At 58.1% G+C, this 22,291-nt stretch carries 22 protein-coding genes, 1 tRNA gene and 1 pseudogene; 13 read left to right on the plus strand and 11 right to left on the minus strand.

Going from position 1 to position 22,291, the window contains the following annotated elements:
• Window positions 1–86: 86 nt before the first annotated feature.
• Window positions 87–1,160, plus strand: a complete 1,074-nt coding sequence (gene degS / locus C1N84_RS16620; protein ID WP_021507759.1) for an outer membrane-stress sensor serine endopeptidase DegS — start codon at window positions 87–89, stop codon at window positions 1,158–1,160.
• 64 nt (window positions 1,161–1,224) lie between these two features.
• On the opposite strand, the gene epmA is transcribed toward degS, so the two are convergent.
• The 3 genes from epmA to efp form a co-directional block, all read right to left on the minus strand.
• Window positions 1,225–2,202: an elongation factor P--(R)-beta-lysine ligase gene (epmA, locus tag C1N84_RS16625; RefSeq protein ID WP_021507760.1), complete on the minus strand. Its 978-nt coding sequence runs from the start codon at window positions 2,200–2,202 to the stop codon at window positions 1,225–1,227.
• A 164-nt stretch (window positions 2,203–2,366) separates the two neighbouring features.
• Window positions 2,367–2,501, minus strand: coding sequence for an entericidin A/B family lipoprotein (locus C1N84_RS16630; protein WP_031279745.1), 135 nt, complete (start codon window positions 2,499–2,501; stop codon window positions 2,367–2,369).
• Window positions 2,502–2,652: 151 nt separating this feature from the next.
• Window positions 2,653–3,219, minus strand: coding sequence for an elongation factor P (efp, locus tag C1N84_RS16635; protein ID WP_021507762.1), 567 nt, complete (start codon window positions 3,217–3,219; stop codon window positions 2,653–2,655).
• Window positions 3,220–3,259: 40 nt separating this feature from the next.
• Between efp and epmB the strand changes: the two genes are divergently transcribed.
• Window positions 3,260–4,288, plus strand: a complete 1,029-nt coding sequence (epmB, locus tag C1N84_RS16640) for an EF-P beta-lysylation protein EpmB (RefSeq protein WP_058759602.1) — start codon at window positions 3,260–3,262, stop codon at window positions 4,286–4,288.
• 155 nt (window positions 4,289–4,443) lie between these two features.
• Here the strand turns inward: epmB and C1N84_RS16645 are convergent, their stop codons facing one another.
• From C1N84_RS16645 to C1N84_RS16660, 4 genes are all read right to left on the minus strand, one after another.
• Complete coding sequence (locus C1N84_RS16645) at window positions 4,444–4,791, minus strand: DUF4156 domain-containing protein (protein ID WP_021507764.1); 348 nt, start codon at window positions 4,789–4,791, stop codon at window positions 4,444–4,446.
• A gap of 195 nt (window positions 4,792–4,986) precedes the next feature.
• Window positions 4,987–6,642, minus strand: coding sequence for a chaperonin GroEL (gene groL, locus C1N84_RS16650; protein WP_021507765.1), 1,656 nt, complete (start codon window positions 6,640–6,642; stop codon window positions 4,987–4,989).
• A 46-nt stretch (window positions 6,643–6,688) separates the two neighbouring features.
• Window positions 6,689–6,982, minus strand: a complete 294-nt coding sequence (locus C1N84_RS16655) for a co-chaperone GroES (RefSeq protein ID WP_021507766.1) — start codon at window positions 6,980–6,982, stop codon at window positions 6,689–6,691.
• A 194-nt stretch (window positions 6,983–7,176) separates the two neighbouring features.
• Window positions 7,177–7,629 carry an FxsA family protein gene (locus tag C1N84_RS16660; protein WP_021507767.1) on the minus strand — a complete coding sequence of 151 codons (453 nt, stop codon included), beginning with the start codon at window positions 7,627–7,629 and terminating at the stop codon, window positions 7,177–7,179.
• A gap of 375 nt (window positions 7,630–8,004) precedes the next feature.
• Here C1N84_RS16660 and aspA point away from each other — a divergent pair, with 375 nt between their 5' ends.
• The 6 genes and pseudogenes from aspA to C1N84_RS16690 form a co-directional block, all read left to right on the plus strand.
• Entirely contained in the window at window positions 8,005–9,441 is a 1,437-nt protein-coding gene (aspA, locus tag C1N84_RS16665) for an aspartate ammonia-lyase (protein ID WP_021507768.1), read from the plus strand.
• A 114-nt stretch (window positions 9,442–9,555) separates the two neighbouring features.
• Complete coding sequence (locus C1N84_RS16670) at window positions 9,556–10,857, plus strand: anaerobic C4-dicarboxylate transporter (protein WP_058759604.1); 1,302 nt, start codon at window positions 9,556–9,558, stop codon at window positions 10,855–10,857.
• An 86-nt stretch (window positions 10,858–10,943) separates the two neighbouring features.
• Window positions 10,944–12,641 carry a protein-disulfide reductase DsbD gene (locus C1N84_RS16675; RefSeq protein WP_264441704.1) on the plus strand — a complete coding sequence of 566 codons (1,698 nt, stop codon included), beginning with the start codon at window positions 10,944–10,946 and terminating at the stop codon, window positions 12,639–12,641.
• Window positions 12,642–12,707: 66 nt separating this feature from the next.
• Window positions 12,708–13,286 carry a division control transcriptional repressor DicD gene (locus C1N84_RS16680; RefSeq protein ID WP_238561227.1) on the plus strand — a complete coding sequence of 193 codons (579 nt, stop codon included), beginning with the start codon at window positions 12,708–12,710 and terminating at the stop codon, window positions 13,284–13,286.
• A 108-nt stretch (window positions 13,287–13,394) separates the two neighbouring features.
• Window positions 13,395–13,470: transfer RNA gene (locus C1N84_RS16685), tRNA-Phe, on the plus strand.
• 347 nt (window positions 13,471–13,817) lie between these two features.
• Window positions 13,818–14,072 (plus strand): annotated as a pseudogene (locus tag C1N84_RS16690) (LysR family transcriptional regulator); the annotation flags it as partial.
• A 94-nt stretch (window positions 14,073–14,166) separates the two neighbouring features.
• Here C1N84_RS16690 and C1N84_RS16695 read toward each other — a convergent pair.
• The gene (locus C1N84_RS16695; protein ID WP_264441705.1) at window positions 14,167–15,336 is read right to left on the minus strand and encodes a Gfo/Idh/MocA family protein; all 1,170 of its coding nucleotides are present in this window, start codon (window positions 15,334–15,336) and stop codon (window positions 14,167–14,169) included.
• A gap of 10 nt (window positions 15,337–15,346) precedes the next feature.
• Entirely contained in the window at window positions 15,347–16,270 is a 924-nt protein-coding gene (locus C1N84_RS16700; RefSeq protein WP_264441706.1) for a sugar phosphate isomerase/epimerase, read from the minus strand.
• Between C1N84_RS16700 and C1N84_RS16705 the strand changes: the two genes are divergently transcribed.
• Window positions 16,269–16,439, plus strand: a complete 171-nt coding sequence (locus C1N84_RS16705) for a hypothetical protein (protein WP_193751842.1) — start codon at window positions 16,269–16,271, stop codon at window positions 16,437–16,439. The two genes, C1N84_RS16700 and C1N84_RS16705, sit on opposite strands and share 2 nt — an antisense overlap.
• 29 nt (window positions 16,440–16,468) lie before the next feature.
• Here the strand turns inward: C1N84_RS16705 and C1N84_RS16710 are convergent, their stop codons facing one another.
• Window positions 16,469–17,488, minus strand: a complete 1,020-nt coding sequence (locus tag C1N84_RS16710; protein ID WP_264441707.1) for a LacI family DNA-binding transcriptional regulator — start codon at window positions 17,486–17,488, stop codon at window positions 16,469–16,471.
• 320 nt (window positions 17,489–17,808) lie between these two features.
• On the opposite strand from C1N84_RS16710, the gene C1N84_RS16715 reads away from it, so the two are divergent.
• Window positions 17,809–18,693, plus strand: coding sequence for a sugar phosphate isomerase/epimerase family protein (locus C1N84_RS16715; protein ID WP_264441708.1), 885 nt, complete (start codon window positions 17,809–17,811; stop codon window positions 18,691–18,693).
• A 153-nt stretch (window positions 18,694–18,846) separates the two neighbouring features.
• Here the strand turns inward: C1N84_RS16715 and C1N84_RS16720 are convergent, their stop codons facing one another.
• Window positions 18,847–19,857: a Gfo/Idh/MocA family oxidoreductase gene (locus C1N84_RS16720; RefSeq protein WP_264441710.1), complete on the minus strand. Its 1,011-nt coding sequence runs from the start codon at window positions 19,855–19,857 to the stop codon at window positions 18,847–18,849.
• A 100-nt stretch (window positions 19,858–19,957) separates the two neighbouring features.
• On the opposite strand from C1N84_RS16720, the gene C1N84_RS16725 reads away from it, so the two are divergent.
• The 3 genes from C1N84_RS16725 (at window position 19,958) to C1N84_RS16735 (ending at window position 22,250) form a co-directional block, all read left to right on the plus strand.
• Window positions 19,958–20,977 (plus strand): LacI family DNA-binding transcriptional regulator, encoded by a 1,020-nt coding sequence (locus C1N84_RS16725; protein ID WP_264441711.1) that lies wholly within the window; start codon window positions 19,958–19,960, stop codon window positions 20,975–20,977.
• Window positions 20,978–21,078: 101 nt separating this feature from the next.
• Window positions 21,079–21,960 carry a glutathione-dependent disulfide-bond oxidoreductase gene (yghU, locus tag C1N84_RS16730; protein WP_211726550.1) on the plus strand — a complete coding sequence of 294 codons (882 nt, stop codon included), beginning with the start codon at window positions 21,079–21,081 and terminating at the stop codon, window positions 21,958–21,960.
• Window positions 21,960–22,250 carry a DUF1330 domain-containing protein gene (locus C1N84_RS16735; RefSeq protein WP_021507781.1) on the plus strand — a complete coding sequence of 97 codons (291 nt, stop codon included), beginning with the start codon at window positions 21,960–21,962 and terminating at the stop codon, window positions 22,248–22,250. The genes yghU and C1N84_RS16735 overlap by 1 nt, the downstream gene beginning before the upstream one ends.
• Window positions 22,251–22,291: the final 41 nt, after the last annotated feature.

The following is a 22,291-nucleotide window of genomic DNA, read 5'->3' on the forward strand; positions in this document are numbered from 1 at the left end:
TCCTCGCAACGGGCGGACAAGCAGGTGTTTGTCCGCCCTTCTCGTGCTATTCTGCCCTGCGATCAACTCTTGCCTGAAATAACACCATGTTTCTTAAACTTTTACGTTCTGTGGTGATGGGCCTGATCGTGGCGGGTTTACTGCTTGTCGCGATCCCGGCGCTGCGAATGGGCAGCAACGTCACCTTTGATCACGACAGCAGCGCCGATGAAGCGCCCTTCAGTTTCAATCAGGGCGTGCGCCGTGCTGTGCCGGCGGTGGTCAACGTCTATAACCGCAGCGCGCACGGTAACAATAATCGCGGCATTACCACGCTCGGTTCCGGCGTCATCATGAACGCGAAAGGCTACATCCTCACCAACAAACATGTCATCAATAACGCTGACCAGATTATCGTCGCGCTGCAGGACGGACGCTTTTTTGAAGCGACGCTGGTGGGCTCCGACGCCATGACCGATCTGGCGGTGTTAAAAATCAGCGCCTCTAATCTGCCGGTAATCCCGATTAACGCCAAACGTGTCGCGCATATTGGTGATGTGGTGATGGCGATTGGCAACCCGTACAACCTCGGCCAGACGGTCACCCAGGGCATCATCAGCGCCACCGGCCGCATCGGTCTGAGCTCCTCCGGTCGGCAGAACTTCCTGCAAACCGATGCCTCGATCAACCAGGGGAACTCCGGCGGCGCGCTGATTAACTCGCTGGGCGAGCTGATGGGCATCAACACGCTGACCTTCGACAAAAGCAACGACGGCGAAACTCCGGAAGGCATTGGTTTTGCCATTCCGACCGCGCTGGCGACCAAAATTATGGATAAGCTGATTCGTGATGGCCGGGTGATCCGCGGTTATATCGGTATTACCGGGCGCGAGCTGCCGCCGCTGCACGGTCAGGGCAGCAACCTCGATCGGGTGCAGGGCATTATTGTTAGTGAAGTGACGCCGGGCGGTCCGGCGGATCGCGCCGGCATTCAGGCCAATGATGTCCTGCTGCAGGTAAACGGTAAGCCGGCGCTGTCCGCGCAGGAGACCATGGACCAGGTGGCGGAAATCCGCCCTGGATCGGTGATTGATGTGCAGGTGCTGCGCAATGAGCAGAAGATGACGCTGCCGGTTACCATCCAGGAGTTTCCGGAAGCGGCCAATAATACCTCGCCGTAAACGCACCCGGCCGCGGACAGCGCCATCGATGAGCCGCGGCCGGGTGTGCAGAACCGCGGCGTAACTAGCTGCGATCGACCGGGAAAGCGATCACCTCACTGAGCGCATCGGCCTTCAGCGCCAGCATAATCAGGCGATCCACGCCCAGCGCCACGCCGGAACAGGCCGGCATGCCGTGCGCCAGCGCATCCAGCAGGTAAGTATCAATCGGATGCTGCGGCAAACCGCGCGCAGCGCGACGGCGATTATCCTGCTCAAAACGCTGACGCTGTTCACGACTGTCGGTCAGTTCGCGGAAACCGTTGGCCAGCTCCACGCCTTTGTAATAGACCTCAAAACGCTCTGCCACGCGGTGATCTTCGGTACTGATCTCCGCCAGCGCCGCCTGACTGGCCGGGAAGTGATAGACGAAGCACGGCTTATCAAGACCAATTTTCGGTTCCACGCCCAGCATAAACAGCAGCTGCAGTAGCGTGTCGCGATCGTCTTCGCGATTCGCCAGCTCGCCCTCACCCAGCTTTTCCGCCGCTTCGCGCAGCTGCGCCTTGTCCGCCGACAGCGGATCGATCTCCAGATGACGGATAAACGCCTGCTGATACGATAGCGATTCGGCGCTGTCGCACTCCAGCACCTGCTGCAGCAGGTCGTCGACTTCGTTCATCAGCCGATACATGTCGTAGTGCGGCCGATACCACTCCAGCATGGTGAATTCCGGATTATGGTGGCGCCCGGCCTCTTCATTACGGAAGCAGCGCCCCATCTGATAAATCGGGCCGCTGCCCGCCGCCAGCAGGCGCTTCATGTGATATTCCGGACTGGTCATCAGCCACAGATCGCGCCCGTCTGCCGCGCCAGGTCCGACGAAGCGCGTCTGGAATGGCACCAGGTGGATGTCGGTGATCGTCGCCTGGCTCATGGCAGGCGTATCCACTTCCAGTACGCCGCGATCGGCAAAGAAACGCCGGATTTCCGCCAGGATGGCGGCGCGTTTCAACAAATTGGCAATGGGTGCGCTCGGCTGCCAGCTTGCCGTTTCGCTCATGGTGATGACTCCTTATACAGACAAGGGGAGGAAGTCTACCCGTATTGCTGACGGCAAACAACGGCACCGCCGTCGCGGCAGGCAGTTTCAGAAATCACAGGTGCAGGCAGGACAACAGGAGGAAGAGAAAGCCGGTACGAAAGCAGGTTTCGCACCGGTTTTAGTTACTGCGCGCTGCGCTGAATTGCCTGACCGCCCGCTTCAACATCTTCGCCTACGCCACGCGTGGTGTTACAGGCAGAAAGCAGCGAGGAAAGCACCAGTACCGAGAAAATCGCGACAATACTTTTCTTTAACATAGCCATATCCTTGTTGGTTGCAGTAAAAGTACAGCTTTTAAAGCATAGACCGGATACGCCATGATGGCGGTTAAGCTGCTGAAAAAAGACGCGGTGCGGGGAAGAGCGCGGAAATAAAAAAGGCGCATCGATGATGCGCCTGATTTGACGATTATTTTACGCGGGAAACGTATTCGCCAGAGCGGGTGTCCACTTTTACCACTTCGCCAATCTGTACGAACAGTGGCACTTTGATCACAGCGCCGGTAGACAGCGTCGCTGGCTTGCCGCCGGTACCGGCAGTATCACCTTTCAGACCTGGGTCAGTTTCGGTGATTTCAGCTTCGATGAAGTTCGGTGGCTGAACGGCGATCGGTTTATCGTTCCACAGGGTTACGATACACTCGGCGTTGTCCTGCAGCCATTTGGTCACGTCGTCCAGCACCTTGGCTTCAACCTGATACTGTTCGAAGGTTTCAGGGTGCATGAAGTAGAAGAAGTCACCGTCGTTGTAGGAGTACTGCAGCGTCATGTCACGCACGTCTGCGCCTTCGGCGGAGTCGGTAGACTTGAAGGTTTTCTCAACGCGTGAACCGGTCAGCAGACGACGCATTTTAACACGTGCAAACGCCTGGCCTTTACCCGGCTTAACGAATTCACTGGATTCGATGGCATACGGTTCGCCTTCGAACATGATTTTAAGACCGGCACGAAAATCGTTGCTAAGATAAGTCGCCATAAAGGCCCTCTGTAGATATTAACTGGTAATAGCCAAAAAAATGGCACACATTGTAACCCTAAATCCCCCCGTCAGAGAAGATTGGTTGCAGCAACTTGCTGATGTTGTCACCGATCCTGCTGAATTACTGCAACTTTTAGCCCTCGAAAACCACGCGGATCTGGCAGCCGGGAGCGAGGCACGCCGTCTGTTCGCCCTGCGCGTACCGCGCGCCTTTATTCAGCGCATGCAGCGCGGCAATGCGCAGGACCCGCTGCTGCTGCAGGTGCTGACCAGCCGTCAGGAGTTTACCGATGCGCCGGGCTACAGCACCGATCCGCTCGATGAGCAGAGCAGCGTGGTGCCGGGCTTACTGCATAAGTATAGAAACCGCGCGCTGCTGCTGGTCAAGGGCGGCTGCGCGGTGAACTGCCGCTACTGCTTCCGCCGGCATTTCCCCTATCAGGATAATCAGGGCAACAAGCGCAACTGGCAGGCGGCGATTGATTACATTGCCGCCCATCCCGAGCTGGACGAGATCATCTTCTCCGGCGGCGATCCGCTGATGGCGAAAGATCAGGAGCTGGCGTGGCTGATTGGCGCGCTGGAAAACATTCCGCACCTGAAACGCCTGCGCATTCACAGCCGGCTGCCGGTAGTGATCCCGGCGCGCATTACCGAAGGGCTATGCCAGCTGCTGGCGGATACGCGTCTGCAGGTGCTGCTGGTCAGCCACATCAACCACGCGCAGGAGATTGACGAGGCGCTGCGCGAACGCATGCAGAGGCTGAAGCGCGCCGGCGTCACCCTGCTGAACCAGAGCGTGCTGCTGCGCGGCGTTAATGACGATGCGCAGACCCTGGCACAGCTCAGCAATGCGCTGTTTGATGCCGGCATCCTGCCCTACTATTTACATGTGCTGGATAAGGTGCAGGGGGCGGCGCACTTCTTTGTGCCGGATGAGCAGGCGCGCGCGCTGGTGCGGCAGCTGCTGACCATGGTGTCGGGCTATATGGTGCCGAAGCTGGCGCGGGAAATTGGTGGTGAGCCGAGCAAAACGCCGCTGGATCTGCAGCTGCGTCAGGAGTGACGTTCCCTGCCAGCTGCCCGGTGCGCATGAATGCGCACCCTACAGTATTCCTGTGGCGGCACCATCACCGCAGGAGCCATTGATGGCGACCGCGCAGGGACTGAACTCAAAAACAAAAAAGCCGCTCTCGCGGCTTTTTTATTGCTGCTCTGCCATTACGGGCACTTATACACCTGACCCGACATTTTGCTGTCGAGCGGGGCAAAGGCAGACAGCAGGTTCTGCGTCGGGCTGGTGGCACCATAAATTACGTTGCCGCCCATCTCCGCTGCGCGGTTACGCAGGTCGTTGGCCGCACCGCGCAGTGAACTGCCTTCACCGCCTGAACCGGTCAACCAGTTGCTCTGCGAGCCGGTAACATTGCCCAGCAGCTGACATTGGCTGCCTGGCTGTTGATCAACAAAGGTGACACGTTCGCCGGCGGCACTCAGTTGGTTGGAGGTGCTACAGCCCGCCAGCAGTAAGGTACCGACTGCCAGTCCGAGCGAGAGGTTAATCCGCATTATAATCCCCATTTATTATCATCAGTGTCGGGCGGCAGCGTAGCAGAAAAGCGCACATTTTTTCTGAACATTCATTGCCCTAAACCCGCAAAGCCGAAGTATTGCGCCCTTACTTATACCTTGTTCGCCGGCAAAAGAAAAACCCCCGACCGTTTCCGATCGGGGGTTTCTCAACAGCTCAGACGTTCAGGGCAATTACATCATGCCGCCCATGCCGCCCATACCACCCATGCCGCCAGCGCCAGCACCTAAGTCAGGTGCGTCGCCTTTCGGCAGGTCGGTGACCATCGCTTCGGTGGTGATCATCAGACCGGCCACAGAAGACGCGTACTGCAGCGCAGAACGGGTCACTTTGGTTGGATCCAGGATACCGAAGTCGATCATGTTGCCGTACTCTTCGGTCTGCGCGTTGTAACCGTAGTTACCGTCGCCCGCTTTCACGTTGTTAGCAACCACAGATGGCTCTTCACCGGCGTTAGAAACGATCTGACGCAGTGGCGCTTCCATCGCACGCAGAGCAACCTTGATACCGACGTTCTGGTCTTCGTTCTGACCTTTCAGGCCAGATGCTGCGATTTTCGCCGCAACACGCACCAGCGCGACACCACCACCGGCAACCACGCCTTCTTCAACCGCAGCACGGGTAGCGTGCAGGGCATCTTCAACGCGTGCTTTCTTCTCTTTCATCTCAACTTCAGTCGCTGCGCCTACTTTCAGTACGGCTACACCGCCTGCCAGTTTTGCAACGCGCTCCTGCAGTTTCTCTTTGTCGTAGTCAGACGTCGCTTCTTCGATCTGCTGACGGATCTGCGTCACGCGGCCAGAGATTGCGCCCTGATCGCCCACACCATCGATGATGGTGGTGGTGTCTTTGTTGATCACCACGCGTTTTGCCTGACCCAGGTCTTCCAGCGTCGCTTTTTCCAGCTCCATACCGATCTCTTCAGAGATCACGGTACCGCCGGTCAGGATAGCAATATCCTGCAGCATCGCTTTACGACGGTCGCCGAAGCCCGGTGCTTTCACCGCAGCCACTTTCACGATACCGCGCATGGTGTTGACCACCAGCGTAGCCAGCGCTTCGCCTTCCACGTCTTCTGCGATGATCAGCAGTGGTTTGCCGGCTTTCGCCACAGCTTCCAGCACTGGCAGCATTTCGCGGATGTTAGAGATTTTCTTGTCAGCCAGCAGGATGAATGGGCTTTCCAGCTCCACTGCACCGGTTTCTGGCTTGTTGATGAAGTACGGAGACAGGTAGCCACGGTCGAACTGCATACCTTCAACCACGTCCAGCTCGTCCTGCAGGCCGGTACCTTCTTCAACGGTGATCACGCCTTCTTTACCCACTTTGTCCATCGCCTGAGCGATCAGGGTACCGACGCTTTCATCGGAGTTGGCAGAAATGGTACCTACCTGCGCGATAGCGCGGGAATCCTGGCATGGTACAGACAGGGTTTTCAGCTCTTCAACGGCTGCTGCAACGGCTTTATCGATACCGCGCTTCAGATCCATTGGGTTCATGCCCGCCGCGACGGCTTTCAGGCCTTCGTTGACGATAGCCTGTGCCAGAACGGTAGCGGTGGTGGTGCCGTCGCCTGCTGCGTCGTTAGCTTTAGAAGCGACTTCTTTCACCATCTGCGCACCCATGTTCTCGAACTTGTCTTCCAGCTCGATTTCACGTGCCACAGAAACACCATCTTTAGTGATGGTCGGTGCACCAAAAGATTTATCCAGAACCACGTTACGGCCTTTCGGGCCCAGGGTAACTTTTACTGCATCTGCCAGTACGTTCACGCCACGCAGCATTTTTACGCGTGCGTCATTACCGAATTTTACGTCTTTAGCTGCCATTTCAAATATCCCTTAAATTCGTTTCGTTCAGTGAATTACGCGTAAATTACGCTTCAACAATCGCCAGAATGTCGCTTTCAGAGATGATCAGAACTTCTTCGTTGTCGATTTTCTCAGTCTTGGCACCGTAGCCTTCGCTGAAAATCACCAGATCACCCACTTTTACGTCCAGCGGCTTCACGTCGCCGTTTTCCAGGATGCGGCCATTGCCAACAGCCAGTACTTCACCGCGGGTTGATTTGCCTGCTGCAGAGCCGGTCAGAACGATACCGCCAGCAGATTTGGCTTCAACTTCTTTACGCTTGACGATAACGCGATCGTGCAACGGACGAATTTTCATTTGATAGCTCTCCTTTGAGAAGTCCAATCATTCATTTTTGGGTTGAACGCCGGGCTTGAGGGTTCCGGCCTCGTGGAGAGAGAGATAGGGGCAGAAAAGGGGCTTTCAAGGGCAAAAAAATAAAAAATTTTCGTTTGCGTAACAGATGACGAAAAAGACAGCAAAAAGGGCGGCTTACGCCGCCCCGCTTACATTCAGCGATCTTTATCGTGGCCGATACGATCCTGATCTTTGCGCTCAAACTCGCCGTCCATGGTGACGCCGCTGTCCGGGCCCTGCCCCGGGCCGCGCCATACGCGCAGGTGCGGCATCAGCTTCAGCGTCAGGTGCTTCTGTACCGGCGGCAGCAACAGCAGCAGGCCGAGGAAATCGGTGAAGAAGCCCGGCAGCAGCAGCAGAAAACCGGCGATGATCAGCGACACGCTTTTAATCATCTCCGCCGCCGGGCTCTCGTTACGCGCCAGCTTCTCCTGCATCAGCATAAAGTTCTTCATGCCCTGATTTTTCACCAGCGACACACCAATGCACGAGGTAAAAATCACCAGCAGCATGGTCAGCAGCACGCCGAGCGCGTGCGCCACCTGGATAAAAATCGAGATCTCAATCCAGGCCAGAACAAAAAAAATCACTAACGGTAACCAGCGCACCGATATCTCCTGTGAGTCGTGCCGCCACGCAGCGTGCGGAGCAGCAAAATTGAAGGGTCAGCATGACCATAACGTATGAGATGGGCACGCGGCCGGGGAAATTCAACCGCCGCTATTAAATTTATGCCACTGACTTAAAATTGCGAAGTACATCACATATCGTTATTACCGCTGGGCCAGCAAATGTCCGTAAAGTGATCTGTGCACAAGCATTTCTGCAGTGACAGAATATGATCGTGCTCGCCAGCCCGAAGATGGATAAAATGTCGGCACTGGTATTCCACGACAATATAATTGCTTCACCTGCACGTTATTCGCCGCCCATCCATTCCGGATGCCCGGCAGTAACACAGCAGCAATAATAAGAAGGTAATCATGGCGAACAACATTCGTATCGAAGAAGACCTGTTAGGCATGCGTGAAGTTCCGGCAGATGCCTATTACGGTGTTCATACTCTGCGTGCGATTGAGAACTTCTATATCAGTAACAGTAAAATCAGCGACATCCCTGAGTTTGTTCGCGGCATGGTGATGGTGAAAAAAGCCGCCGCGCTCGCCAACAAAGAGCTGCAAACCATCCCCCGCCACATCGCCAACACCATCATTCAGGCCTGTGATGAAGTGCTGAACAACGGTAAGTGCATGGACCAGTTCCCGGTTGATGTCTATCAGGGCGGCGCGGGCACCTCGGTCAACATGAACACCAACGAGGTGCTGGCTAACATCGGGCTGGAGCTGATGGGTCACCAGAAAGGTGAATATCAGTACCTCAACCCGAACGATCACGTGAATAAGTGTCAGTCCACTAACGACGCTTATCCTACCGGTTTCCGCATTGCGGTTTACGCCTCAATCCTCAAACTGCTCGACGCGATTGGCCAGCTGAGCGAAGGTTTTCAGCGCAAAGCGGTGGAGTTTGAAAACATCCTGAAGATGGGCCGCACCCAGCTGCAGGACGCAGTGCCGATGTCGCTCGGTCAGGAGTTCCACGCGTTTAACGTACTGCTGAACGAAGAGACGCGCAGCATTCTGCGCACCGCCGAACTGCTGCTGGAGGTTAACCTCGGCGCCACGGCGATCGGCACCCGCCTCAACACGCCGGACGGCTACCAGCAGCTGGCGGTACAGCGCCTGGCGGAAGTCAGCAACCTGCCGGTGGTGCCCGCCGAAGATCTGATTGAAGCCACCTCAGACTGCGGCGCTTACGTCATGGTGCACTCAGCGCTGAAGCGCCTGGCGGTGAAACTGTCGAAAATCTGTAACGACCTGCGCCTGCTGTCATCCGGTCCGCGCGCCGGCCTGAACGAAATCAACCTGCCGGAACTGCAGGCCGGTTCTTCGATCATGCCAGCGAAAGTTAACCCGGTGGTACCGGAAGTGGTCAATCAGGTGTGCTTCAAAGTGATTGGCAACGACACCACGGTGACCATGGCTTCCGAAGCCGGCCAGCTGCAGCTCAACGTGATGGAACCGGTGATTGGCCAGGCGCTGTTTGAGTCGATCAGCATCCTGACCAACGCCTGCTACAACCTGCTGGAAAAATGCGTTAACGGCATCACCGCCAACAAAGCGGTCTGTGAAGCCTACGTGTTCAACTCCATCGGTATCGTCACTTACCTCAACCCGTACATCGGCCATCACAACGGCGATATCGTCGGAAAAATTTGTGCTGAAACCGGTAAGAGCGTACGCGAAGTGGTGCTGGAACGCGGTCTGCTGACCGAAGCAGAGCTGGATGATATTTTCTCCATCCAGAACCTGATGCACCCGGAATACAAAGCCAAACGCTACACCGACGAAAACGAACAGTAATCCGTTCCGGATCAAGTCGTCTGAAGCACGCCTGTATACAATACGGCGTGCTTTTTTATTTTGACGTCTATAACTAAAGTGGCTGCGTGTGGCGGCACTTCAGGGAGTGAAACTATGGTAGTGGTGGAATTGCTCATTGTCCTGCTGGCGATCTGGTTGGGTGCGCGCCTCGGCGGCATCGGCATTGGCTTTGCCGGCGGTTTAGGCGTGCTGGTGCTGACGCTGGTTTGCGGCATGAAACCCGGCGCGATCCCGTTCGATGTCATCGAGATCATTATGGCGGTGATTGCGGCCATCGCCGCGATGCAGGTGGCCGGCGGCATGGATTATCTGGTCGGGCTGGCGGAACGCCTGCTGCGCCGCCATCCGCGCTATGTCACTTTCCTTGCGCCGCTGGTGACCTATGCAATGACGTTGCTGGCGGGTACCGGGCACACCGCTTTTTCAACTCTGCCGGTGATTGCGGAAGTGGCCAAAGAGCAAGGCGTACGCCCTTCGCGCCCGCTGTCGATAGCCGTAGTGGCGTCGCAAATCGCCATCACCGCCTCGCCGCTTTCAGCCGCGGTGGTATTTTTTGCCTCGATTCTTGAACCGCGCGGCGTCAGTTATCTGGCGCTGCTCGGCGTCGCGCTGCCTGCCACCATGCTGGCCATTTTCTGTGCCGCGGTGATCACCAACTTCCTCGGCAAAGAACTCAAAGAAGATGACGTCTATCAGGCGCGCCTGGCGAAAGGTGAAGTGACGCTGCGCGGTGAGCAGGTTTATCACATCAAGCCGGGTGCCAGACGCGCGGTGCTGCTGTTCCTGATCGGTATTGCGGCGGTCGTGCTGTACGCGACGGCGATCAGCGACAGCGTGGGCCTGATCAGCAATCCGGTGCTGCCGCGTAACGAAGCCATTGTGGTGTTTATGCTGACGGTTGCTACGCTGATTTGCCTGACCTGCAAAGTGGAAACCGGTGAAATCCTCAGTGCCAGCACGTTTAAATCCGGCATGAGCGCCTGTATCTGCGTGATGGGCGTCGCCTGGCTGGGCGATACCTTTGTCAAAGCGCACCTCAGCGACATCCAGACGCTGGCCGGCGACATGCTGCAGAGCTATCCGTGGATGCTGGCGCTGGTGCTGTTCTTTGCTGCCACGCTGCTCTACTCGCAGGCGGCCACCACCAAAGCGCTGATGCCGGCGGCACTGATGCTCGGCGTGTCGCCGCTGGCGGCGGTCGCCTCCTTCGCCGCGGTGTCCGCGCTGTTCGTGCTGCCCACCTACCCGACGCTGCTGGCCGCGGTGGAGATGGACGACACCGGCTCGACCCGCATTGGAAAGTACGTGTTCAACCACTCGTTTATCATTCCCGGCGTACTGGCAATTACCTTCTCGGTGGCGTTTGGCTTCCTGTTCGGCAGCCTGATTCTGTAGCGTCGTGGTTACATCCTGAAAACCTCGTGGCGCAGCGGCCGTGTTATCATCGCGGCTTCTTCGCCACCGGAGCTGATTAATTCGTCATGGCTGCTCGATTTTCCCGCCTGCTAAGCCTGTGCCTGGCACTGCTGTTTTGCCTGTCGGCACAGGCCAGCCTGTTCTCGCCCACTACCAATAACCGCTTTGTGCCGGTCGATCAGGCCTTTGGCTTTGATTTCAGCCAGCAGGGCCATCAGCTGACGCTGAGCTGGAAAGTGAAGGACGGCTATTACCTCTATCGCCAGCAATTCCACATCAGCGCGCAACACGCGCAGCTGGCGCCGGTCACGCTACCGGCGGGCCAGCCGCACGAAGATGAGTTTTACGGCAAGAGCGAAATCTATCCGCAGGACGTACAGCTGCCGATCACCCTGCGCCAGGCCGATGCCGGTGCAACGCTCAGCGTGACCTATCAGGGCTGCGCCGCGGCCGGCTTCTGCTATCCGCCGGAGACCCGCTCGGTGCCGCTGACGGCGATGGCTGCCGATAGCGCCGCGCCGGTAATCGCGGCATCACCGGCCGCTGACCGCACGCCGCTGCCGTTTTCGCCGCTGTGGGCGCTGCTGATTGGCATCGGCGTGGCCTTTACGCCGTGCGTGCTGCCGATGTATCCGCTGATCTCCGGCATCATTCTTGGTGGCCAGCGCCGCTACTCACTGGGCCGGCTGTTCGCCCTCGCACTGGTTTACGTGCAGGGCATGGCGCTGACTTACACCCTGCTCGGTATGGTGGTGGCAGCGGCGGGGCTGCGTTTCCAGGCTGCGCTGCAGCATCCTTACGTGTTGATCGGCCTTTCCGTGCTGTTTGTGCTGCTCGCGCTGTCGATGTTTGGCCTGTTCACGCTGCAGCTGCCTGCCAGCCTCCAGACGCGTCTGACGCTGTGGAGCAACCGTCAGCAAGGCGGATCGCTGGCGGGCGTGTTTATGATGGGCGCATTGGCAGGCCTGATCTGCTCACCCTGCACCACCGCGCCGCTCAGCGCTATCCTGCTGTATATCGCGCAGAGCGGTAATCTGTGGGCCGGTGCCGGCACGCTGTGGCTGTACGCCTTCGGCATGGGACTGCCGCTGATTGCTGTAACGATGTTCGGCAACCGGCTGCTGCCGAAAAGCGGGCCGTGGATGCAGAGCGTGAAAGAGGGTTTTGGCTTTGTGATTCTGGCGCTGCCGGTGTTTCTGCTGGAGCGCGTGCTGGGCGATATCTGGGGACTGCGGCTGTGGAGTCTGCTCGGCGTGGCATTTTTTGCCTGGGCGTTCAGCCTGAGTCTCAGCGCGCGCGGCACAGCGCGCGTGCTGCCGATCATCATGCTGGCGGCCGCGCTGGTGGTGGCGCGCCCGCTGCAGGACTGGGCATTTGGCAGCAGCAGTACGCAAAGCGTCGCGCACCTGCCGTTTCAGCGCATCAGCAGCAGCCAGCAGCTGGATAGCGCATTACAGCAGGCGCAGGGCCGTATCACCATGGTCGATCTCTATGCCGACTGGTGCGTGGCCTGCAAAGAGTTTGAAAAATACACCTTCAGCGATGACGGCGTGCGCGGTGCCCTGAGCAACGTGCAGCTGCTGCAGGCTAACGTGACAGCCAACAACGCGCAGGATAACGCGCTGCTGCAGCATCTGCAGGTGCTTGGCCTGCCGACCATCCTGTTCTTTGATGCGCAGGGCAAAGAGATTGCCGATTCACGCGTCACCGGCTTCCTTAACGCCGCGGATTTCCGCGCCCATTTGCACAATCTGCCGCGTTAAACGAAACTGGTTGCACGACACTGCCCGGGCGCACGCGTTCGGGCCCGCATTCCGGAGGAGAGTCTTTTGCAACGCGAACAGATCCTTGAGCATGCGCTGAATGTGCTCGAACAGAGCGGCCTGGCCGCGACCACCTCGCTGCAGCAGCTGGCTGGCGAAAGAGGCCTCGCCAGCGATCAGCTGGAGCGCTACTGGCCCGATCGCGATGCCCTGCTGTATGACGCGCTGCGCTTTCACGGCCAGCAGATCGACAGCTGGCGCCGCCAGGTGCAGCTGGATGAGCGCCTCAGTGCAGCACAAAAGCTACTGGCGCGTTACGACGTGCTGGCAGAGCACGTCAGTAAAGGCCGCTTTCCTGGCTGCCTGTTTATTGCCGCCTGCAGTTTCTATCCCCAGCCGGATCAGCCGGTGCACCAGCTCGCCGAACAGCAGAAGCGCAGTTCCTGGCAGTTCACCCATGAAATCCTCGTCGACCTGGCGCTGGACAACCCCAGCATGGTGGCCGATCAGATGGAGCTGATCCTCGAAGGTTGTCTGAGTAAGCTGCTGGTGAAGCGCAACGTGCAGGATGTCGCTACCGCGCGGCGTCTGGCTGAAGATGTGCTGAGCATCGCGCTGTGCCGGCAAAACGGTGCGCTGGCGTAGGCTTTTTGTTCAGCCTGCCTGAAAAGCAGGCAATCAGTCACGATTGCTACGCTTTTTTTACGAAACCCGTTGACGGCTGTGAGCCATTAGGGTTTAATGCGCCCCGTTGCCCGGATAGCTCAGTCGGTAGAGCAGGGGATTGAAAATCCCCGTGTCCGTGGTTCGATTCCGCGTCCGGGCACCACTATTCAGAAAACCCAGCCTTATGGCTGGGTTTTTGCTTTTCTGCGTCGGCATATTGATTCGCTACATTGCCGGTCTTAGCGCTAAAAATTTGCAGCTGTATCGCTGCTATTTCTCTCTTTCCAGTCCCCCATTTGCGCGACGCGTCGCACACTTTTGCGATTGCGCCCAAACCTTTCCAGCGAATTGCGCCACCGGTCACGCCGCGTTGCGCGTGTCGATGTTAAAAAACTGTTAATCGTAGTACCTGCCTGCCGTCGTGGCGTTTGTCCTTAACTCAGCGTCTGCTGCATCTCACCGTGCCGGACGCTTTAGATACACAGAATCGTGTCGCCAGAGGGAGTAATCGTGAACCTTCGTCGCCTTAAATATTTCATCAAAATCGTCGACGCGGGCAGCCTGACGCAGGCCGCTGAAAGTTTGCATATTGCGCAACCAGCGCTAAGCCAGCAGCTTGCCACGCTGGAGGGAGAAGTGAATCAGCAGTTACTGATCCGCACCAAACGCGGCGTAACGCCTACCGAAGCGGGGAAAATGCTTTACCATCATGCCTTCACTATTTTGCATCAGTGCGAACAGGCACAGCGCGCCATTGACCAGATCGCCGCAGCAACTGCAGAAGGCATGCGCAGCGGCTCCCAATAAAGCACGGATGCCGCCCCGCTGCCTCGCACTCCGGTTAAATTTCGTCAGCCAGTCAGCACTCAACCCACACCGCACCGGCATCCGCCGATTTGACACACTGTTCCACCCAGCGTACCCCCATCAGCCCGGCGTGCACGTCCGGATACCAGAAGTCCTGCAGGAAGGCGTGATCGCCGCGGTCGGTGGCGTCCATCGCCAGCGCAAAACGGCGATAGAGATTCGACCAGGCTTCAAATAATCCTTCGGGATGGCCGCCACCAATACGGTCATCGGCCAGCGCGCTGGCGTGCAGATAGCCCATGCCGCGCTCAAGAATCTGCACCGGCTCGCCCTGCACTTCATAGCGCAGCTGGTTTGGCTGTTCGTCCCACCACTCCAGACTGGCTCGGGCCCCCACCACGCGAATTTTCTGGCCGTGCATCGATCCGCAGTTCACCGCTGACGCCCACAGCGTACCAACCGCACCGTTGTCGTATTCCATCATCACAAAGGCGTTATCTTCCAGCGGCGCACGCGAGGCCACAAAGCTCTGGCGGCTGCACAGCAGACGTTTTATTTGCAACTGCGGCAACAGAGTTTCAGCGATAAACAGCGGATGGGTGGCCAGATCGCCCAGCACATAGCTCGGGCCGACAAAACGCGGATCGACGCGCCAGCGGGTGCTGGCGTTCTGTAGCTCCACAGCTTCGTGATGAAAGCCGTGAGCAAACTGCATGTTCACAATGCGGATCTCACCCAGCAGCCCGTCAGCAATCATGGTGCGCGCCTGCTGAATCAGCTGATGGCCGGCATAACCGTAGGTCACGCCGATGATCTTCTGCTGCGCTTTACACAGTTGCTGCAGTTCCTCAGCTTCAGCGGAGGTGAAACACAGCGGTTTTTCACACACCACGTGCAGCCCGGCGCTGAGCGCGGCGCGGCAGATAGCAAAGTGCGTATTGTTCGGCGTGGCGATGGAGACGGCTTCAATGCCATCAGCACGCGCGGCTTCCGCATTAAACAGGGTTTCGTAATCGCTATAGCAGCGCTCGGCCGCCACGCCCAGCGCGCGACCAAACGCTTGTCCGCGCTCCGCATCAATATCAAACGCACCCGCCACTAAGGTGAAGTTGCCGTCGCGTAAAGCAGCGGAACGGTGGATGTAACCGATCTGGCTGGTGCCGCCGCCGCCCACCATGCCCCAGCGCAGCGCGCGATCCAGTACTTTGCTCCCGTTAATCATGCTGTTCTCCTCAGAATCCGATGGAATGCAGGTAATGCAGGCTGGCCGTGACGTCCTGCAGACTGGTGGCGGCGTTGCGCGGATCGCGCTCCTGCTCAATGGTGATCCAGCCCTGGTAGTGACGTTCAGCGAGAAACGCCCGCAGCGCCGGGTAATCAATCGCGCCCTGGCCAAGCGGGCACATCACGCCCTCGGCACAGGCAGTAAAAAAGTCGACGCCGCGCGCAATCACATCGCGCCAGACGGCCGCATTAATGTCTTTGAAATGCAGATAGTCGATGCGCGACCAGTAGCGTTGCAGCCAGGTCTGCGGATCCATGCCGGAATAAAAAAGATGGCCGGTATCGAGACACAGTCCGGCGACCTCGTGCGGGATGTCCTGTACCAGCTGCTCCAGTTCATCAGCAAACTCAATACAGCCACCGGCATGAGGATGAATCACCGGTCGCACGCCGTAGTCATGCCAGGCGATGTGACTGAGCTGAGTGATGTGCTGCATCATGCGCTGCCAGTCCGCAGGTACCAGACGTGGCGCTTTCTCCGTCTGGCCGGCAAATTGCGCCCGCTGCGGGTTGCCGAAATCGATAATCACCAGATAGGGCGCGGGCCGGTTATCACCGTGCGTGCGTGCCGCGCACGGCACCTGCGACAGGTTGCGGCAGATGTTGTGCGTCAGCTCAACCATCGCCGGGAAATTCGCCTCGCTGACCAAATCATCAAAAATGGTGCCGGCCACCAGCGACAGCTGATGCGCTTCCAGCTGCTGGCGCAGTTCGGCGGCATCGGTCGGCAGATAGCGCCACGGCCCGAGTTCAATGCTGCGGTAACCGGCCTGGGCCGCCTCGCGCAGCACCGTTTGCCATGGCGGCAGGAAAGGATTGTCAGGATCGTCTACGCCCCAGCTGCAGGGCGCATTGGCAATGTGTAGGGTCATGATGGTTCCTTATGATGAGGGCTGGCGTCAGTATCAAATAGATATTTCACCAACCTCAATCATGGAACTTTCATTCTTTGATAGCGATCATAAATTTAATTATCAAATTTTTGATAATTTTTTATCAAATGCTGTCGTCATGCGCGCTGGTGTGGCTGTCGCCCGGTGAGCGATAACAAAGGGTGACTGCGCAACGCCTCAGACATTTTCCCGCATGACGATCTCAAACGGCAGGGTGACCTGAGAAAAATGGTCGCTGCGCTCAGCGTGACGTTGCAGTATGGTTTGCGCCAGCTGTCGTGCCATGTCAGCGATCTGATGGCGCAGCATCACCGTGATGGTGCCATCTATCAGCGCCAGGTCGCCGTCATTGACCGGGCCGTGACAAATCAGCGCCACCTTCCGCTGCGGCTGCTCACGCAGCGCCTGAACGACCCCTTCAATGCCACCGCACGGCGCGTAAATCAGCGCCAGATCGGCATGTTGCTCCAGCAGCTGGCGGGTCGCCTGATAACCACCGGCAATCGATTCGTGGGTTTTGAGCGGTTCCAGCACGCGCCGCGCACTGTCCTGCTCGCGCAGATACGAGCGAAAACCACTCTCGCAGTTCTCCTGACAGATAAAGCGGTGATCCCCCAGCAGCACGCCCGCCGGACCCGGCTGATGCAGCAGATGGCTGGCGATCCAGCCCGCGCTGCGCCCGGCTTTCTGATTATCCAGGCCGAAATAGCCAGCATGCCCACAGGGCGAAAAGTCAGAAAACAGCGCGTAGACGCGCACGCCCTGACGCGAAACATGTGCTATCGCGTGGCGGATCAGCGGATGATCCAGCGCCACCACGCCGATAGCCTCCACCTGCTCAGCCAGCCGGTAGAGCGAATCCACCACCGCTGCCACCTCATCAATCTCGTGCCAGACAAACAGCGGCTCGCTGCCGGCCGGATGAAATGGCTGCGTCTGCTGGCGCAGCGCATCAGTTAGCGTTTGATAAAAAGAGTACGAAGCCGACAGCAGGATAAACCCCATGCGCAGCGTCACGCCGTCGCTCTGCGCACTGAGCGGGGCGTGGCTACTGCGGTAACCCAGCCGATGCGCCGCTGCCAGTACTTTCTGTTCGGTCTGCGCCCGCACCGGCGCGCGGCGATTGAGCACCCGATCCACGGTGGCGATCCCCACCCCGGCAGCGGCGGCAATCGCGCTCATGGTAATTTTGCTCATCGTTAAGCCCTTTAATGATAATAAACTATCAAAAATAATGCCTGACGTTATGCTTTCAAGCCATATAAGCCGGTGTTTATCCCTCAGTAAATGAGTAAATCCTCTCATTCTTTTGATCGCTGTCGCACAAATACCATCATTCGTTTCATTTCTCACGCAAATAGAATAATTATTTGGCAAACGATCGCCGCAGCGGGTCGCCGGCACTGATGGAAATGCATCAGCAAAGCATTAGAGCCGGTGCCGGGCTGTTTTTATAGTTGACGCGACACCAGCCGCCGATTGCGGTGGTGGGTAACGTAACGCGCAGGAGAACAACAATGAAAATCGCTTTTGATGTGGATGTTATCCGCGATCTCGGCATCACGCGTATGGTGCATCAGGTCGCGGAGTGGGGTTATAAATACATTGAACAGTCGCCGCATCCGCAGATCAATCCGTTCTATAAACACCCAAAAGCCAGCCGGGAGATCATGCGCGAGTACAAAAATGCGCTCAACGCTACCGGACTGGAAATCTCCTCGTTTATCACCGTCTATCGCTGGTCGGGACCGGATGAGCTGCGCCGGCAGGCGGCGCTGAAAAACTGGAAGCGAATGATTGAGATTGCCGTGGAGATGGGCGTGCAGGTGATCAATACCGAGCTCTCCGGTAACCCGAACGAGCCGGAAATCTGCGAAGAGATGTTCTATCGCTCAATGGACGAGCTGCTGCCGATTTTCGAGCGAGAGGGGATTCGCGTGGAAATTCAGGCGCATCCGTGGGATTTTTGCGAAGAGAGCAATGAAACGGCCGATATCGTCAAGTCGTTCCGCAGCGACAACGTCAAATACATCTACAGCGCACCGCATACGTTCTACTATGACAAGGGCAAAGGCGACGTGAAGAGTATGCTGCATTACGCTGGCGACGATCTGTCGCACATGCTGATTGCCGATACCATGAACCACACCAAACACTGTCGCTATATCGTTAACCCGCCGGGTGTCGATGCCACTATCCACCAGCACGTGGCTGTTGGCGAAGGTGAGGTGAATTTCGACGCGCTGTTCGAAGCGCTGCGCGAGATGGATTTCGCTAACCGCCACTATAAAGTGGGCGGCGAGTCGATTATCTCCGCCGCGCTATTTGGCTATCCGGAGAAGATGAAGTATCAGGCTGTGGAAACCCGCGAGCTGATTGAGCGCGAGCTGCTGAATCTGTAAATCGCCCGCACAATCAACCCCTTTCCCGCCAGCGATAAAGGGGCGCACAATCAGCCCCCTCTCCCACTAAAGAGAGATGGATGCACAATCAGCTCCCTCTCCCGCCTGCGGGAGAGGGTTGGGGTGAGGGCAAACGCCATCGCCCACTCCCCATCACACCGTCACCCACTCCACCTCAACAAACTCGCCGCGCGTCAGCGACAGCTGCGCCGCTTCCGCGATGGCCTGCGCGCGCAGCCCGTCAATCAGCCCCGGCAGACCAGCCACTTTCTCGCCGCCAAGATGGCGCACAAACGCATCGAGATGGCTGTAATAGGTCTCCTGTACCCGGCTGAACCAGTCCGCATACAGCCCCGGCTGGCGGATGTGCTGCCCCTGATACAGCGTTGCACCGCGCACCGCCTGGCTTTCCGACGCCAGCATGCCCAGACTGCCCATCACGCTGATGCGCTCGTCATAACCGTAAGCGGTACGACGGGCATTATCGAGCTGCGCCAGCGCACCCTGCTGCAGGCGCATAATCAGCACCGAGGTATCGACGTCAATGTCGCGGATCGCCGGCATCGCCAGCGCGGCACCGAGCGCGCCCACGGTGACCACTTCATCCTCAGTTAGCCAGCGCAACAGATCGAAAAAGTGGATGGCCTGGTCGCGCATCTGTCCGCCGGACGCCTGCAGATAGCTCAGTGGCGGCAGTTCAGAGGCGCGGCACACCATCTGGATGAGCTCGCTGCGTCCAATCACGCCCTGCTGCAGCTGGGCTTTCAGTTGTGCATGGCTGCGATCAAAACGCCGATTAAACCCTACCGTCACCGGCACCTGCAGCGGGGAGATGCTGGCTACTACTTCCCGGGCGCGCGACAGCGACAAATCGATCGGTTTTTCACAGTACACCGCTTTGCCCGCCAACACCGCCTGCTCCAGTAGCGGGGCGTGGGTCGGCGTCGCACTGGCAATCAGCACCGCATCAATGGCCTCACTGCTCAGCGCCTGCGGCACGCTGGCGGCCCGCGCCCCAAACTGCTGTGCCAGCGCGGCGGCGCGCGCGGTGTCGATATCGCACACCAGCGCCAGCTCAACGCCGGGATGGCGCGCCAGGTTTGCGGCATGCACCTGGCCAATAAATCCACAGCCAATCAAGGCAAAACGTTGCGCACTGCGCATGATAACGCTCCTGTTGCTCACACTTCGGCATCGTCGGTCTTGTCAAAATATCGCTTTCTGGCAGGCTGTCTGAACGCGGTTTTTGATGGAATTCACTCAGATGAAAACAATGACGCTGGCCGAACTGGCTAAGCGGGTGGGCGTGGGCGTCGCCACGGTGGATCGGGTGCTGAACGACCGGGGCGGCGTGTCGCCCGCGATGACGAAAAAAATTTTACTGGCGGCGCGCGAAGCGGGTTTGAAACGCATCCTGCCGGAGGAACACCGCCACGCGTGGCAGATCGAAGTGCTGCTGAGCGGTAACGGTTCCTTCTTCTTTCAACAGCTGGCGCAGGATTTTGCCCGGCTGGCAGATGAGCTCGGCTATCGTCGCCTGCGGCTGCACCGCACGCTGATTCCGGAGCATGCGCCCGAAAAGCTGGCGGCGCATATCGAAGCCAGCAGCAAAAAGATGGACGGGCTGATTGTTTTCGCCCATGAAAATCCGCTGATTTACGCGGCGCTTGAGGCCTGTAAAGCGCGTGGCGTACCGGTCATCACGCTGGTGGCCGATCTGCCTGAAGCGCCGCGCCTGTGTCATGTCGGTGTTGATCAGCTGAAGGCCGGACGCACTGCCGCGCTGATGCTCGGCAGCATGCTGCCCGTGGCGGGAGATGTGGTGCTGGTTAGCGGTCGCGCCGATTACGCCGCGCACCGTCTGCGCATCGAAGGGTTTCAGGCAGTGCTGGCGGAGCGCTTCCCGCATCTGCGGCTGCGGGAGATCATCGCAGGCCAGGACGAGCGTGAGCGCATCAGCCGGCTGCTGGAGAAAACGCTGGCCGCATCGCAGCAGATTGTCGGCTTGTACAATACCGGCATGGGCAACACGCAGATTCACGAAGCGCTGGCGCGCCACCGGCTGTGCGGCAAGGTGGTGTATGTTACGCACGAACTTTACCAAACCACCCGTGAGCTGCTGGCCAAACGCGTGCTGACGCTGACGCTCGATCAAAACACTCTGCGTCACGCACAACTGGCGCTGACGCTGCTGCTGCGACATCTGGAAGAGGGTGAGCAACCAGAGACCTATCAGCCCGGCAAAGTCGACTTTATGCTGTTTACGCAAGAGAATTTTGCCTGATTCGATTTTGTCTTTTATCGCCAGCGCGGTTAAATCGGCGTGATAGCGTGCTGCTACACTCAGTAGCAGCAAAAATCTTCTCACAACAAGGCGAACGCATTATGTCGGAAAATCAGTATCAGCCCGCGAAAGTCTGGACCTGGGACCCGGAAGCCAAAGGTAACGGGGCGAAGACTAACCGTCCAACCGCCGGGCCGACGCATGAGCAAACGCTGCCGGTCGGTAAGCATCCGCTGCAGCTCTATTCGCTGGGGACGCCAAACGGCCAGAAAGTGACCATTCTGCTGGAAGAGCTGCTGGCGCTCGGCGTGCAGGAAGCGGAGTATGACGCCTGGCTGATCCGCATCGGCGACGGCGATCAGTTCTCCAGCGGCTTCGTTGAGGTTAACCCCAACTCAAAAATTCCGGCGCTGCGCGACCACTCGATCACGCCGCCACTGCGCGTGTTTGAATCCGGCAATATCCTGCTCTATCTGGCAGATAAATTCGGCCACTTTATTCCCTCTGACGTGGCGGGCCGCACTGAAACCCTGAACTGGCTGTTCTGGCTGCAGGGATCCGCGCCCTACCTTGGCGGCGGTTTCGGCCACTTCTATCACTACGCGCCCGAAAAAATTGAATACGCCATTAACCGCTTCACGCTGGAAGCCAAACGTCAGCTTGATGTGCTGGATCGCCAGCTGGCGGACCACCGTTTCCTCGCTGGCGACGAATATACCATTGCCGATATCGCGACCTGGCCGTGGTACGGCAATCTGGTGCTGAACAACCAGTACGGCGGCGGTGAATTCCTCAATGTGCAGTCGTACAAAAATGTGGTGCGCTGGGCAAAAGAGATTGCCGACCGTCCGGCGGTGATCCGCGGGCGTAAAGTGAACCGGGCATTTGGCGCCGAGCCGCAGGATCAGCTGCTGGAACGGCACGATGCGAGCGATTTTGATACCAATACTGAAGACAAACGTCAGGCGCGAGGCGAACAATAATGGCCGCATATGTCGTTATGATTAAAGACGAAACGCTGGATAAAGATGAGCTGGCCACCTATTCGCAGAAAGCCGGCGCGGCGCGTGGCGATCACCACATCACGCCACTGGCGTTTTACGGCGATCTGGAGGTACTGGAAGGGCGCGATGCTGAAGGCGTGGTGGTGCTGCAGTTTGAAGATGCCGAGGCCGCCAAAGCCTGGTACTTCAGCCCGGCCTACCAGGAAGCCAAAGCGCATCGCCTGAAAGGCGCCAACTACCGCGTACTGCTGGTGAACGGCGTGGCGTAATGGATGACGTAACCCGTTGCTAAGCACGGGTTATCCGCGGC

It is taken from the genome of Pantoea sp. SGAir0418 (genome assembly GCF_043529865.1).